A 13,773-nucleotide genomic window follows, 5' to 3' on the forward strand; every position below is an offset into this window, starting at 1 on the left:
ACCCGGGGGTCAACTCGCGGTCGAAGAAGGTGGTGGCCTGTTCCCGGGCGGTGCGCATGGCCGTGTCCACCGGGGTGGACCCGGTGGTCGGGGCGGGCACTGCGGGAAAGGGGACCATATTTCAATAGTAGGCTGTTCGGCCTTGGTGGGGCTATATCCGGGTGGTTATAAAAGGCTGACCATTCGCTGTGAGAATAGGCCGATCGTCCATTGTGGATAACCGTTGGAGTGTCGCACTTATGTGCTAGGCCAATCCCCACCTTTGTGCTCGCTGCCGCTTTCTCGTCGCAGACATGGACCAGCCGCGACACCCCCGCCGTTGACCACAGTCCTGGGGGCGCACCCACCCTCGCTGCTGCTTTCGCCACCCACCTAGACCAGCCGTGACACGCCCCGCCGTTGACCACAGACCCTGGGGCCGCTTCATCGGTGTGACCGGGTGCCCCGAACGCCACCGCGTGCCCCGGTCAGGTCAGAGGGACGTGGATTCCCTGACCGGGGCACATCCCCGCCAGCGAACTAGACCACGCCGAAGACGAAGCCCCCGGGGGAGTCGATGTCGTCGCCGAACAGGAACTGCCGGGCCGACAGCACGAACTCCTCACGGCTCATGACGCCGTCCCCGTCGGTGTCCACGTGCGCGAACCGCTCACGGGCATCGTCCTCCCGGGCGCCCAGGGCCTTGGCGTACACGAGGAATTCGCCCTGGCTGATGGTGCCGTCGCCGTCCCCATCCAGTAGGTCGAAGACGGCCTCCGCGACGGCCTCGGCCGTGTTCGACCGGCTCCGGTCCTCCGACGCCTCCTGCATGGCGGCCACGAACTGGTCCCGGTCCAGGCGCACCTCGGCGGAGGTCCGCACCAGCATGCCCCACAGGGACTCGTACGCCTCCTGAACCGCCAGGGCCTGGGGCTCCGACCCCTCCAGGCCGTAGCCGGACAGGTACCGGTTCACGAGCCTCTGGTAGTCGACCCAGGTCACGGCCTGGTCCCGGTTGGTGTCCAGCGCGTCGAAGAGATCTCCGAACCTGGCGGCGATCTGCGGGTCGTTGCTCACGGGGGCCTCCTGTGCGAATGGGGCGGGCCTCTCCCTCCCCGTGACGTCAGAGTCCCGGCCGGAGCAAAAGGTTCCCTGTTCGCCGGGGTGTTCACGCTGGTGGGGGACAAAGGCACGCGAATCGCACCCCGGGGGGCCTGGGGTGGCCGACCCAGCCGAGACGAGCGGACGCCCCCGTAACCGACGTCGCGGTACGGGGGCGTCCCTGGTCCCTGGTCTGGTTCGGTCGGTCAGGAGGTGAGGACGGACTCGATCTGGCCCATGGCCTCCTGCATGCCCTCGGCCATGCCCATGTTGAGCATCTGCTCCATCGCCTCATGGGTCGGGAACGTGGTGCGCAGGGTCATCCGTGAACCGTCGCCGTGCTCCTCGACGTCCAGCCGCATGGTGCCCGCCGGCATGTCCCCGAGGTCGCCCGGGGTCTCCCCGAAACCGTCCGTGAATTCGAGCGAACGCGGTGCGTCCACCCTCTCGATCAGCCACCAGCCGTGGTGCTGGTCGCCCTCGGGGCCGGTCATGAAGTAGGTGACGGCGCCCCCGGGCGTGAGCTCGTGCCGGACCACCGTCGCCGGGTAGGTCGGCGGCCCCCACCAGCGCTCCAGCTGGCGCGGGTCCGACCACAGCTCCCAGGTCCGCTCCACGGTGGAGGGCAGGTCGCAGGTGACCGTGAGGGTCAGGTTCTCGAAGTCCTTGTCAACACTGGTGACAGCCATCGGTGGTTCCCTTCGTGATGGTTCCCCGCGCCTCGCCGGTTCGCGTGCTACGCCCCGGGAGCCTCGGTGACCAGCAGGGCCATGCGGTCCATGCGCCCGATCCACAGCTCCTCGATCCGGTCGAGGGCCGCGCGGGCCCGGCGCAGGGCGTCGGGTTCGGTGCGCACGAGCTGTTCCCTGCCTCGCTGGTGCTTGGTGACCAGACCGGCTCTCTCCAGCACCGCGACGTGCTTCTGCACCGCCGCGAAGCTCATCGGGTAGTCGTCGGCCAACCGCGTCACCGACAGTCCCCCCTCCACCGAACGGTGGAGGATGTCGCGGCGCGTGGCGTCCGACAGGGCGTGGAACACCAGGTCCACGCGCTCGTCCTCGTTGGACGCACTGTGTACAACCATGTGGTTTCAGGTTAGTTCGCACTCCGCTCCGGCGACAAGGGGTGACGAGGTCAAGTCCTGTTTGTCCAGGTTCTAAGGTCGAACCTGACAACGACGTCTAGGAGAAGGACGACTGATGGACGCACGCGCCTACATCGAGGCCCACCGGGACGAGTTCCTCACCTCCCTCAAGGAGTGGCTGGCGATCCCCTCGATCTCCGCGGACCCCGAGCGCCACGACAACGTGCGCCGTTCGGCCCGCTGGCTGGCCGACCACCTCACCTCCACCGGGTTCCCCACTGTGGAGGTCTGGGAGACCCCCGGCCTGCCCGCCGTGTTCGCGGAGTGGCCAGCCGCCGACCCGGCCGCGCCCACCGTGCTCGTCTACGGCCACCACGACGTGCAGCCGGTCGACCCCCTCGACGAGTGGGAGACCGAGCCCTTCGTCCCCACCGAACGCGGAACCTCCCTGTACGCGCGCGGCGCCTCCGACGACAAGGGCCAGGTCCTCTTCCACGCCCTCGGCGTGAGCGCGGCCCTCGCCGCCTCCGGCGAACAGGCCCCGCCGGTCACCATCAAGCTCCTCGTCGAGGGTGAGGAGGAGTCCGGCTCCGTCCACTTCGCCGACCTCATGAAGGCCAACCGCGAGCGCCTGGCCTGCGATGTCGCCGTCATCTCCGACACCACCATGTGGGCCCCGGACACCCCCTCCATGTGCGTGGGCATGCGCGGCGTCACCGACGTCGAGATCAGCCTGCACGGCCCCGAGCGCGACCTCCACAGCGGCTCCTTCGGCGGAGCTGTCCCCAACCCGCTCAAGATCATGAGCGACCTGCTCTCGGGACTGCACGACGCCGACAACCGCGTCGCCGTTCCCGGCTTCTACGACGGTGTCGTCGAGGCCAGCGCGGAGGAGCGCGAACTCATCGCCCGCCTGCCCTTCGACGAGCAGGAGTGGCTCGCCACCGCCGCCTCCACCGCCGCGCGCGGCGAGCAGGGGTACAGCACCCTGGAGCGCGTCTGGCTCCGGCCCACCGCCGAGATCAACGGCATGTGGGGCGGCCACACCGGCGCTGGCGGCAAGACCATCGTCCCCCGCTCCGCCCACGCCAAGATCAGCTTCCGCCTCGTCCCCGGGCAGGAGCCCCTGGAGATCCAGGACCGCGTCCGCGCCTACGTGGAGGCCGCAACTCCCGAGGGCGTCCGCGCTGAGCTGGAGTTCGGCGGCCCCGGCGTGCGCGCCTGCGCCTCCGACCTCTCCTCCACCGCCCTGAAGGCCGCCCGCTCCGCCATGGGACGCGCCTTCGGCAAGGAGGTCCTCTTCACCCGTGAGGGTGGCAGCGGCCCCGAGGCCGACATCGCCGACATCCTCGAGGCGCCGCTGGTGTTCTTGGCCGTGGGCCTCAACGAGGACCGCATCCACGCCCCCAACGAGAAGGTCGAGACGCCCCTCCTGCTGAAGGGCGCCGAGAGCGCCGCGTACCTGTGGGAGGAGCTCGGCGCCGCCAGGGACGCCTGAGCCCGCACGCGGCGGTTCCGCGCCCGCCGTTCGCGGCCGCCGCAGCCAGGGCGGCGGCCGCGCGTGTTTGCCCAACGGGAGTGCACGGGACCCCGGAAGGCGTTACACCTGGTGGATGACCACCACGTCGGAAGGTCCCATGGAAACCGAAGCCACACCCCTGCTCGCCCGATCGACCGTCGACCCCGCCGGACACCGCCGGGGCGACGACGCCTGGCTGGCCGCAGCCTGGGCCGACGCCCGCACCCGGGTCCTGGTACTGGAGGGCGGTGAACCCGGCAGCTACGGCTGGCAGGCGCTCATGGCCAAGCAGTCCCGCGCCCTGGTCACCACCGGGCAGACCCGGGAACTGGTCCTGACCGACCCCCACCACGCGCCCCCGGGCGAGCGCTACCTCCTGGGCAGCGACGGAGACCGCGCCTACTTCGCCGTGCGCTCCCACCAGGAGCTGGAGCCCAACCCCGTGGCCGAACCCGCGTCACTGCGGGAGGTCGGCGCGATCCTCAGCGACCACGACACCGGCCTGTTCACCCGGGCGATCGCCCTCGCCAACTGGAACGCCAGCCACGGCTTCTGCCCCCGATGCGGCTCCCGCACGCGCATCGAGAAGGCGGGACACGTCCGCGTCTGCGAGGAGGAGGGAACCGAGCAGTTCCCCCGCATGGACCCGGCCGTGATCATGCTGGTGCACCGCGAACGCGACGGCCAGGAGGAGTGCCTGCTCGGCAACAACCCCCACTGGGACGCCCGCCGCTTCTCCGTGCTGGCCGGGTTCGTCGACGCCGGGGAGTCCCTCGAACAGGCGGTGATCCGCGAGGTCGCGGAGGAGGCGGGCGTGGTCGTCGAGTCGCCCCGCTACGTGTCCTCGCAGCCGTGGCCGTTTCCGCGGAGCCTCATGATGGGCTACACCGCGCGCGCCGTGGGGGAGACCGAGCGCACCGACGACGAGATCGCCGAGACCCGCTGGTTCAGCCGGGCGGCGCTGGCCGAGGCCGTGCACGCGGAGGAGGTCAGCCTCCCCGGACGGGTGTCCATCGCCCGCACGCTGATCGAGCACTGGTACGGAGCGGAGCTTCCCGGAGGCTGGTGAACAGCGGGGACGTGACCGCCACCGCCCCCACCGGCCCCCGGGCGCCATAGTCCGCCGCCCGCGGAGCGGACCGGAACCGCGGGCCGTCCGTCCCCCCCCGCGCCGGACGCCCGCGGCACACACTCGGGTCCCGTTCCGCCGGGACCCGTCCACCCGGGCCGATTCACCCGGAAACGTTCAACCGGACCCCGTGGTCAGCTCGTCCGGAAGGACGGTCAGCGGACTCGTGCTGCTGTCCACCACGTCCTGGGCCAGGTCGGCGACCTTCCTGCCACGCGACCTGGCCGAGGAGCGCAGTCTTTCGAACGCCTCGCGAGGCGGCATCGTGTGCCGCTCCGCCAGGACCCCGATGGCCTGCTCCACCACGACCCGCGAGTGCAGGGCGTGCTCCAGCTGCGTGATCGTGTGCCGCAGCCGCTCCACTTCGGAAGCCCCCTCCGGGGCCCGTCCGGGCGCCTGGGTGCGAGGACGCCCGGTTCCCGCCTCGGAGGTGAGGAGATCCGCCAGGACCATGGCGCTGACCAGGTCAGGCGCCTCGTGCCCGTGCTGCTCGGTGCCCACGCGCCACCCGCTCGGGGTGCGTCGTACCACTTCGACGGTCACCGTGTCGGTGACCGCTATGTCATGAGGCCTCATATCGTCCCCCACTCAACACTCCCCGTCATCGTCCGCGCTACGGTGCCGACCTCGCCGCCGTACGGAACTCGGGGGTGTCCGCCCCCTGGGGGAGGGGGTCCCGCCGCGCGGACCGCACCAGGGCGGCCCGCGCCGTTCGTCCTCAGGACAGCTCGGCCAACTTCTTCTTCACCTGAGCGAGCGACGGGTTGGTCATCGCGGTCTCGTCGCTGAAGACCACCGTCGGGACCGTCTGGTTCCCGTTGTTGACCTTCATGACGTACTCCGCGGCCTCCGGATTCTCCTCGATGTTCACCTCGCGCACCGCGATGCCCTCACGGGAGAGCTGGCTCTTGAGGCGCTTGCAGTACCCGCACCAGGGGGTGCTGTACATCGTGAATCGTTCGGTGCCCGTACTCGTCATCTCGCTCACGTCTTCCTGGTCGACGGTCATGTTTGGGGATCGGTACCCCCATTCCAACACCAAGGGGGTCCCGCCGCTTCCCATGACCGTGCGACACAACGTGGGACGCCTCACAGGGCCTCCTGGTTCTGGAATGTGTGGCCCGGACTGTTCCCGCAGCTCGCGGGATCGGTGCCGCGGCCGACACCCGCACCCGGCCCATCCGCTCCCGGTGACGACCGATACTTGAGAGACTGTGCGCCCACGGCGAGTCAGCCGCCCCGGCGGACGCAGCCTCCCCAACCAGATTCAGGAGCACCATGGACCCCGACCGCGTCCTGGAGGGACTGGACCCGGAACAGACCGAGGCGGCGCGCGCCCTGCGCGGACCCGTGTGCATCCTCGCCGGTGCCGGGACGGGGAAGACCAGGGCCATCACCCACCGGATCGCGCACGCCGTCGCCGGCGGGGTCGTCTCCGAACAGCAGATCCTCGCGGTCACCTTCACCGCCCGCGCCGCCGGGGAGATGCGCGGTCGGCTCCGCTCCCTGGGCGCCCCCCGGGTCCAGGCCCGCACCTTCCACGCCGCAGCCCTGCGCCAGCTCGGGTTCTTCTGGCCGCAGGTGATCGGCGGGGAGAAGCCCAAGCTCATCGACAGCAAGCTCTCCGTGGTGGCGCGCGCCGCCAACTCGGTGGGACAGCAGCCGGACCGGCTCGGGCTGCGCGACCTCGCCAGCGAGATCGAGTGGGCGAAGGTCACCCAGGTGCGGCCCAGCGACTACGACAAGGCCGTGGCCAAGGCGGGGCGGCAGGCCCCGATGAACGCCGGTGAGGTCGCCCGGGTCTTCGAGGCCTACGAGGAGCTGTGCCGTGAGCACAACCTCCTCGACTTCGAGTCCATGCTCGAACTCACCGCCGGGATGATCACCGAGTACCCGGCCATCGCCCAGCGGGTCCGCGACCAGTACCGGTACTTCGTAGTGGACGAGTTCCAGGACGTCAACCCGCTCCAGAAGCTCCTCCTGGACGCCTGGCTGGGCGACCGCGACGACCTGTGCGTGGTCGGCGACCCCAGCCAGACCATCTACTCGTTCGCGGGGGCCACCCCCAGCTACCTCACCGGGTTCGCCAACCGCTACCCGCACGCCACCGTCGTCCGGCTGGTCCGCGACTACCGCTCCACTCCCCAGGTGGTGAGGGTGGCCAACCACGTCATCGCGCAGGCCCGGGACACCACCTCCGCCAACCACCTCACGCTCCAGGCGCAGCGCCCCGACGGACCGGACCCGCTGTACCAGGAGTACGACGACGAGCCCGCCGAGGCCACCGGGGTCGCCCGCAAGATCAGCGTCCTCCTGGAGGACGGCACCCCGGCCAGCCAGATCGCGGTGCTGGTGCGCACCAACTCCCAGTCGGCCTCCTACGAGCAGGCGCTGGCGGACGAGGGCGTCCCGTTCACGGTGCGCGGCACCACCCGCTTCTTCGAGCGCCCCGAGATCAAGCAGGCCGTGCACACGCTGCGCGGAGCCCGGCACGGCGCCGCCGACGAGGTGGCCGAACCCCTCGTCGCGACGGTGCGGAGTCTGCTCTCCCAGATGGGACTCACCGACAGCGCCCCCGAGGGCCGCCAGGCCCGGGAGCGCTGGGAGTCGCTGTCCGCGCTCGCCCAGCTCGCCGAGGACATGGCGGCCACACCCGGCCCCGACGGACGCGCCGCCACCATGGGCGCGTTCGTCGAGGAGCTGGAGACGCGCATGGCCACCGAGCACGCCCCCGGGTTCGAGGGCGTGACCATCGCCTCCCTGCACTCCGCCAAGGGGCTGGAGTGGGACGCCGTCTTCCTCGTGGGCCTCACCGAGGGCATGATCCCGATCATCTACGCCGAGACCGACGAACAGGTGGAGGAGGAGCGCAGGCTCTTCTACGTGGGGGTCACCCGCGCACGCGCACACCTGGCCATGTCCTGGTCGCTCTCGCGCTCCCCGGGCGGCCGCAAGAGCCGCAAGCCCTCCCGCTTCCTCGACGGACTCCGTCCCGCCTCGCCGTCCACCGCCAACCGCCGCGAGCGCCGCAAGGGCGGTGTGGTGCGCTGCCGGGTCTGCTCCAACGTGGTCTCCGACGCCACCGAACGCAAGCTGGGCCGCTGTCTCGACTGCCCCTCCACCTATGACGAGGCACTCCTGGAGCGGCTGCGCGACTGGCGCAAGCGCACCAGCCAGGAGCAGAAGGTGCCCGCCTACGTGATCTTCACCGACGCCACTCTTCTGGCCATCGCCGAGCAGGAACCCTCCAGCGTCTCCCAGCTCACGGCGGTGTCCGGGGTGGGTCCGACCAAGCTGGACCGTTACGGTGAGGCGGTGCTCGCGCTGGTCGCGGGGAGGGAACCGGCGGGGGAGGCCGGTGACGGAGAGGACGAGGATGAGTGAACACGACGCCGAACTCAGGGGCCAGTCGCTGGCCGACCTGCTGAGGGTCCTGGATCTGGAGCGGATCGAGGTCAACATCTTCCGGGGGATCAGCCCGGCGGAGGGACCGCAGCGGGTCTTCGGCGGTCTGGTCGCCGGTCAGGCGCTCGTGGCGGCGGGCCGGACCGTGCCCGCCGAACGTTACGTGCACTCCCTGCACGCCTACTTCATACGGCCCGGAGACCCGACCGTGCCGATCGTGTACGAGGTCGACCGGGTCCGCGACGGGCGTTCGTTCACCACCCGCCGTGTCGTGGCCGTCCAGCACGGCAAGCCGATCTTCACGCTCTCGGCCTCCTTCCACAAGGAGGAGCCCGGGCTGGACCACCAGACCCCCATGCCGGACGTGCCTCCGCCCGAGGACCTGCTCAGCACCCGGGAACGGCTGCGTGAGGCGTTCGGGAAGGTGCCCAACTTCGTGCAGTGGCACCCCATCGAGATGCGTCCGGTGGGCGCGATGTCGTTCGAGGCCGAACGCGACCCCGAGCTGCGCACGGCCACCAACCCGGTGTGGTTCAAGGTGGACGGCGAACTGCCGGACGACCGCCTCACCCAGGTGTGCCTCATGACGTACGCCTCGGACATGACCCTGCTGGACACGGTGCTGCTGCGGCACGGGAGGTCGTTCGCGGGCATAGCCATGGCCAGCCTCGACCACGCGATGTGGTTCCACCGGCCGTTCCGCGCCGACGAGTGGCTGCTGTACGCGCAGGAGTCGCCGACCGCCCAGGGCGCCCGGGGGCTGGCGCGCGGCCTGGTCTACACCCGTGACGGACATCTCGTCTGCTCCGTGGTGCAGGAGGGCATGATCCGCGTCGTGGACGCGGAGGGCTGGTCCTGAAGGAGTTCACGAAGGGCCCGGGAGCAACGCTCCCGGGCCCTTCGCCATTCCCGTCGGGTTCTGGCCGGATGCGGACGTTTTCCCAGGTCAAAAATAGGTTGCCGATCTTTGTGGGCGGCCCGTAGTGTGTACTCGTCGAACCAACCGCTCTCGGTACAGGTGCGAGACCCTGTACCCGACTTCGAAGGAGGTGCCCGATCAAATGACCACCACGGAGATGAACACGATGACCTCGTTGACCCTCGCTTCCGAGGCTGCTTGGCGTCCGTTCCCGACAGGAGTCGTGTCGGGCATCGGCCTGAGCGGTAGCACCATCGGCGGTCGCCTGCGCGCCCAGAACGGCATCCACGCCCTCGGCATGGTCCAGCTCGTTGGATCTGGCTCCGTGCTCCAGGGGACCGGTGTGTCCGGATCCGGTGTCGTCGGCGAACCGCGCCACGAGTCCGAGCCTGCCCTTGATCGCGGCAAGTTCACCGGTGGCGTCATCGAGGCATCGCACGAAACCCCGCGCTATGGCGCATCGGGGGAGTGTCCACGGAAGATTCCGGCCTAGAGCAGCACAGGCCGAGATCCTCGACCGTGGCCGCGGACCCCGACACAGGGGCCGCGGCTTTCTTTGTATCTCCGTTGGCTCTCCGTCCCCCAGGGACGAGGGAGAAGGCGGCGGCATCGCAAGTCCGAGTCCCTCACCGGACCCGTTCCGGTGACTGAACACCGACCGCGTTGTACGAACGATCAAAGATCTTGGAGGGCACCGATGCTCGCGTCGGTCCTGGAAGCGCCCCAGCTGGGCGAGGTCGAAATCCCCTGCCGTATGGAGCCGGACCTGTTCTTCGCGGAGTCCCCCGCGGAGGTCGAGGCGGCCAAGGCGATCTGCGGTTCCTGCCCCATCAGGGAGCAGTGCCTGGCGGACGCACTCGAACGGCGTGAGCCGTGGGGTGTCTGGGGCGGGCAGCTGCTCGTCTCCGGTCAGGTCGTGGCGCGCAAGCGTCCGCGTGGCCGTCCCCGCAAGAACCCCGCCCCGGTAGCGGCCTGAACCACCTCAAGAACCAACGAAACCGAAGGACTCGAAACGATGATGCAGGAACTCATGCAGATGGTGGAGCGGGCCGACGAGGAGCCGCGCGAGCGTCAGATCAGACGTCTGGGAGCCCGACAGCTGCGCGCCCGTCAGCGCGAGGAGCGTCGTGCGGAGCAGGCGATCATGGAAATCGCGTGGTCACGGCTGTGTTGACGGACTGACAGGTGAGTGAACAGACGAGGCCGAAGGGCGCCAGGAGCGCGCCGTTCGGTCTCGTTTGTGTAACCAAAACCACCTGCGGCCCCCGAATCCAGCCCGGGTATGTGCCGTCTCACCAGGCCTGAAGCCCCCTGGTCAGAGGGGAATCCGTGACGGGACCCCGTTTGGCCCCCCGATCGCCCGGGCCGGACACGGCGCGAAAGAAATCACATATCAGGACAACCCACACCTGTTCGTGAGGGCCTCCCTCGGATACCGTAAACATTGTGCCCTCGAACACCAAAGTCGAGGTACGACGCAGTCCTCGTCGCCGCCGCACCGTGTCGGCCTACAGGGACGGGGACACCACGGTCGTCCTCGTGCCCGCGACGTTCTCCCGCGCAGAGGAAAAGCGCTGGGTGGACCAGATGCTGCAAAAGCTCCAGGCCCGCGAGGGCCGGAGGCACCCCGGTGACCGGGAGCTCCAGGAACGCGCGGTGGAACTGGCCGAACGCTACCTGGACGGGACGCACCTGCCCGACAGCGTCCGCTGGGTCGACAACCAGAACTCCCGCTGGGGTTCGTGCACCCCGGACACCCGTACCATCCGTATCTCCCGCCGCGTCGCGGGGATGCCTTCCTGGGTGGTCGACTACGTCCTCGTCCACGAGCTCGCGCACCTGCGCATCCCGCATCACGGCCGCGACTTCTGGGAGCTGGTCCGGCGCTACCCCAAGGCCGACCGCGCCCGCGGCTACCTGGAGGGGTTCAGCGCGGGCAGCCGCTCGGACTGCGACCACGGGGAGCCCTCCGAGGCCCTCGAACCCGACGAGGTCGCCTTCGAGGAGTAGCGGTCCTGCCTCCGTGCCGTAGTGGCTCGGGACTCCCATGCGGTTCCCGTCCGCTCAGCCGCCCGACGCGTCGAGTTCCTGCTCGGCGGCCCTGACGTCGGCCGCGACGCGCACCAGGACGAGGGCGCTCACCACGAGCAGCACCCCGAACACGGCGGCGTAGTAGAGGGTGGTCCCGCCCCACGCGCCGGAGACGGCGGCCCGCCCCAGGACCGCCACCAGCAGCACTCCCATGAACCCGCAGACCAGCTGGCCCAGCCGCAGCGACCGCCGCTTCTGCTCCACTCGGGCGCGTGCGACCTCACGCGGCCCCACCAGCCCCGAGCGTTCGTCGGCCAGGAGCCGCTCGGCGGCCTTGCGGGCCCGTTTGGCCAGCACGACCAGGACCAGCCCGCCCAGGAGCCCCAGCACGGTGATCAGAGACACTGCGAACGCCTCGCAGCGCGCCGGTGGTTCATGGTCTTCCCCGTCTCGTTGTGGCGTCCACGACCGGTCGGCCGTCATCGGACTCGGTACCCACGAAGGAGGCCCGTCCGGAGCCTTCTCCGGGCGGGCCTCCTCGGCGCGGTTCAGTTCGTGGCGGTGGTCCGCCGGTGCGCGCGGACCGCGAGGACGGCGGCGTCGACCAGGGCCCGGACGGAGTCGTCACTGGGCTCGGGCAGGTCGCCCACCGGGAACCAGTCCAGCCCGGCGGACTCGTCCGGGTCGCGCACCAGCACGGCGTCGGCCGGGGCCACCGCCGCGTACTGCACGTCCAGGTGGAAGCTGCCCCCGCCGCACGGCACCGCGTGGCGATCCAGCCGCACCGGCTCCGGCAGCAGGGTCAGCCCCCTGATCCCGGACTCCTCGGTGGCCTCCCGCATGGCGGCGCCGCCCAGGGTGGCGTCCTCGGACTCGCAGTGACCACCGGTCTGCAACCACATCCGGTGGACCCGGTGCAGCACCAGCGCCACCCGGGAACCGTCGTCGGACACGATCGCCGAACTCGCGGTCAGGTGCCCGGGCAGGCACGAGCGCCACATGGCGTCACCGTGGGCGTCGAGGTGGTCGATGTAGGAGCGGCGCAGCTCCTCCTGCCCGGAGTCGGGCGCGGTCCACGCGTCCAGCACCGAGCGCGCGTCGGAGTGCAGACCCACCTACTTGCCGTCCTCGTCGTCGTTGTCGCCGGGCCGGGGCCGCTCGGAGCCGTCCGGGTCGGTCAGCGACGAGATGTCGAAGTCCGTGCCCTCGAACTCGCCGCGTCCGTTCACGAACGCGTCCGGGTCGTCCAGGTCCTCGGCGGTGGGCATCAGGTCCGGGTGGTGCCACACGGCGTCCCGGCCCTCAACGCCCCGGGCCTCCTCCAGCGCGGCCCACAGCGCCCCCGCCTCACGCAGACGGCGCGGGCGCAGCTCCAGGCCGACCAGGGCGGCGAAGGTGTGCTCGGCCGGTCCACCCGTGGCGCGGCGGCGCCGGGTGGTCTCCGCGAGCGCGCCGGACTGCGGCAGCCGCTCGGACACCGCCGAGGACACCACGGTCGCCACCCAGCCCTCGATCAGGGCGAGGGTGGTCTCCAGGCGCTTCAGCGCGGCCTTCTGCTGCGGGGTGTCCTCCGGCTGGAGCAGCCCTTCGGTGCCCATGCCGCCGGACAGGGCCTCCTGGAGTGCTTCGGGGTTGGAGAGGTCGACTTCGCCGAGCTTGTCCTCCAGGCCGCTGACGTCGAACGACATCCCGGCCGCGTACTCCTCGACCAGCCGCGACACGTGGGAACGCAGCCACGGCACGTGCGCGTACAGCCGGTGCACGGCCGCCTCGCGCGCGGCGAGGTAGAGGCGCACCTCGTCCTCGGGGATCTCGAGGCCCTCGCTGAAGCGGGCCACCCCCGAGGGCAGCAGCGCGGCGTTGCCCTCACCGGCGAGCGGAAGACCGATGTCGGTGGTTCCGATCACTTCCTGGGCGAGCTCACCGATGGCCTGACCGGCCTGCTGGCCGACCATCATGCCGCCCATCTGCTGGATCATCCCCAGCAGCGGACCGGCCATGGAAGCCATCTCCTCAGGGAGGTTCTGCCCCATGGCCTGGACCGTCTTGGCGGTCAGCGGGTCGCACAGCTGCGCCCACGAGTCCATCGTCTTCTCGATCCACTCCGACCGGCTCCAGGCCTGGGCGGTCTGGATCCCCGAGGGCAGGTCGGTAGCCTGGTCGAGCCACAGGTCGGCGAGGCGCAGCGCCTCCTCGATCCGTGCGTAGTCGGCGGGCGGCACACTCGGGTCCCCCTTCTGGGACACCGCGTGCCGCGCGATGTTCTTGGCCATGTCCCAGTTGATGCCGGACGTCGAGGACGTCTGGCCGGCCTCCGGCGCACCGGGGGCGGGCTGGGACGACATCATGTCCGCGAACTGGCGGAGCATGTTGGCCATCTGTTGCGGGTCGCCGAACGGGAATCCGTCCGGCATTCCGGGGTTCCCCCCGCCCGGGCCGCCGCTGCCGGCACCCGAGCCGGAGTCGCCTGAACGGCGTCCGGACTCGTCATCGGGATCGTTCGGCATGCTGAAACCGAAAGGCAGGTCGCTCACAATCAGACCTCAGGCAGGATTAGGTTTGGTCTCCACTGTCACGTTAGCTGGGAGTCGCCCGGAGTGAATACC

16 protein-coding genes are annotated in these 13,773 nt (G+C 70.3%); 8 read left to right on the forward strand and 8 right to left on the reverse strand.

The features are described 5' to 3' along the window. Positions 1–519: 519 nt before the first annotated feature. The 3 genes from BDW27_RS15350 to BDW27_RS15360 form a co-directional block, all read right to left on the reverse strand. Positions 520–1,056: an EF-hand domain-containing protein gene (locus BDW27_RS15350; protein ID WP_110049832.1), complete on the reverse strand. Its 537-nt coding sequence runs from the start codon at positions 1,054–1,056 to the stop codon at positions 520–522. A 230-nt stretch (positions 1,057–1,286) separates the two neighbouring features. Further along, positions 1,287–1,769 carry an SRPBCC domain-containing protein gene (locus BDW27_RS15355; protein WP_110049834.1) on the reverse strand — a complete coding sequence of 161 codons (483 nt, stop codon included), beginning with the start codon at positions 1,767–1,769 and terminating at the stop codon, positions 1,287–1,289. Between the two features lie 47 nt (positions 1,770–1,816). After that, on the reverse strand, positions 1,817–2,164 hold the full coding sequence (locus tag BDW27_RS15360; protein WP_110049836.1) for a helix-turn-helix transcriptional regulator: 348 nt from the start codon (positions 2,162–2,164) through the stop codon (positions 1,817–1,819). 115 nt (positions 2,165–2,279) lie between these two features. On the opposite strand from BDW27_RS15360, the gene BDW27_RS15365 reads away from it, so the two are divergent. Continuing rightward, the gene (locus BDW27_RS15365; protein ID WP_110049838.1) at positions 2,280–3,662 is read left to right on the forward strand and encodes a dipeptidase; all 1,383 of its coding nucleotides are present in this window, start codon (positions 2,280–2,282) and stop codon (positions 3,660–3,662) included. Between the two features lie 139 nt (positions 3,663–3,801). Further along, complete coding sequence (gene nudC / locus BDW27_RS15370) at positions 3,802–4,752, forward strand: NAD(+) diphosphatase (RefSeq protein WP_049572266.1); 951 nt, start codon at positions 3,802–3,804, stop codon at positions 4,750–4,752. 177 nt (positions 4,753–4,929) lie between these two features. On the opposite strand, the gene BDW27_RS15375 is transcribed toward nudC, so the two are convergent. Together BDW27_RS15375 and BDW27_RS15380 are read right to left on the reverse strand one after the other, a co-directional pair. Further along, positions 4,930–5,388: an ANTAR domain-containing response regulator gene (locus tag BDW27_RS15375; protein ID WP_051061231.1), complete on the reverse strand. Its 459-nt coding sequence runs from the start codon at positions 5,386–5,388 to the stop codon at positions 4,930–4,932. 142 nt (positions 5,389–5,530) lie between these two features. Then, positions 5,531–5,821: a mycoredoxin gene (locus tag BDW27_RS15380; protein WP_017542395.1), complete on the reverse strand. Its 291-nt coding sequence runs from the start codon at positions 5,819–5,821 to the stop codon at positions 5,531–5,533. 269 nt (positions 5,822–6,090) lie between these two features. On the opposite strand from BDW27_RS15380, the gene BDW27_RS15385 reads away from it, so the two are divergent. The 6 genes from BDW27_RS15385 (at position 6,091) to BDW27_RS15405 (ending at position 11,146) form a co-directional block, all read left to right on the forward strand. Next, a complete protein-coding gene (locus BDW27_RS15385; protein WP_110049839.1) occupies positions 6,091–8,196 on the forward strand; it encodes an ATP-dependent DNA helicase UvrD2 in 2,106 nt (701 codons plus the stop codon). Further along, positions 8,189–9,076 (forward strand): acyl-CoA thioesterase II, encoded by an 888-nt coding sequence (gene tesB / locus BDW27_RS15390; RefSeq protein WP_110049841.1) that lies wholly within the window; start codon positions 8,189–8,191, stop codon positions 9,074–9,076. The genes BDW27_RS15385 and tesB overlap by 8 nt, the downstream gene beginning before the upstream one ends. Before the next feature lie 202 nt (positions 9,077–9,278). Continuing rightward, the gene (locus tag BDW27_RS15395) at positions 9,279–9,629 is read left to right on the forward strand and encodes a hypothetical protein (RefSeq protein ID WP_110049843.1); all 351 of its coding nucleotides are present in this window, start codon (positions 9,279–9,281) and stop codon (positions 9,627–9,629) included. 204 nt (positions 9,630–9,833) lie between these two features. Beyond that, positions 9,834–10,112 carry a WhiB family transcriptional regulator gene (locus BDW27_RS15400; protein ID WP_017542399.1) on the forward strand — a complete coding sequence of 93 codons (279 nt, stop codon included), beginning with the start codon at positions 9,834–9,836 and terminating at the stop codon, positions 10,110–10,112. Positions 10,113–10,151: 39 nt separating this feature from the next. Beyond that, complete coding sequence (locus tag BDW27_RS27505; protein WP_017542400.1) at positions 10,152–10,310, forward strand: hypothetical protein; 159 nt, start codon at positions 10,152–10,154, stop codon at positions 10,308–10,310. Positions 10,311–10,582: 272 nt separating this feature from the next. Continuing rightward, complete coding sequence (locus tag BDW27_RS15405; RefSeq protein WP_110049844.1) at positions 10,583–11,146, forward strand: M48 family metallopeptidase; 564 nt, start codon at positions 10,583–10,585, stop codon at positions 11,144–11,146. A gap of 54 nt (positions 11,147–11,200) precedes the next feature. On the opposite strand, the gene BDW27_RS15410 is transcribed toward BDW27_RS15405, so the two are convergent. The 3 genes from BDW27_RS15410 to BDW27_RS15420 all read right to left on the reverse strand — a co-directional run bounded on the left by BDW27_RS15410 (position 11,201) and on the right by BDW27_RS15420 (position 13,701). Continuing rightward, positions 11,201–11,572, reverse strand: coding sequence for a hypothetical protein (locus BDW27_RS15410; protein WP_110049846.1), 372 nt, complete (start codon positions 11,570–11,572; stop codon positions 11,201–11,203). Positions 11,573–11,715: 143 nt separating this feature from the next. After that, a complete protein-coding gene (locus tag BDW27_RS15415) occupies positions 11,716–12,282 on the reverse strand; it encodes an NUDIX hydrolase (protein WP_017542403.1) in 567 nt (188 codons plus the stop codon). Beyond that, positions 12,283–13,701 carry a zinc-dependent metalloprotease gene (locus tag BDW27_RS15420; RefSeq protein ID WP_026128879.1) on the reverse strand — a complete coding sequence of 473 codons (1,419 nt, stop codon included), beginning with the start codon at positions 13,699–13,701 and terminating at the stop codon, positions 12,283–12,285. It abuts the gene before it with no gap. Positions 13,702–13,773 lie beyond the last annotated feature (72 nt).

The organism is Nocardiopsis sp. L17-MgMaSL7 (assembly GCF_003182025.1).
GTDB lineage: Bacteria > Actinomycetota > Actinomycetes > Streptosporangiales > Streptosporangiaceae > Nocardiopsis > Nocardiopsis prasina.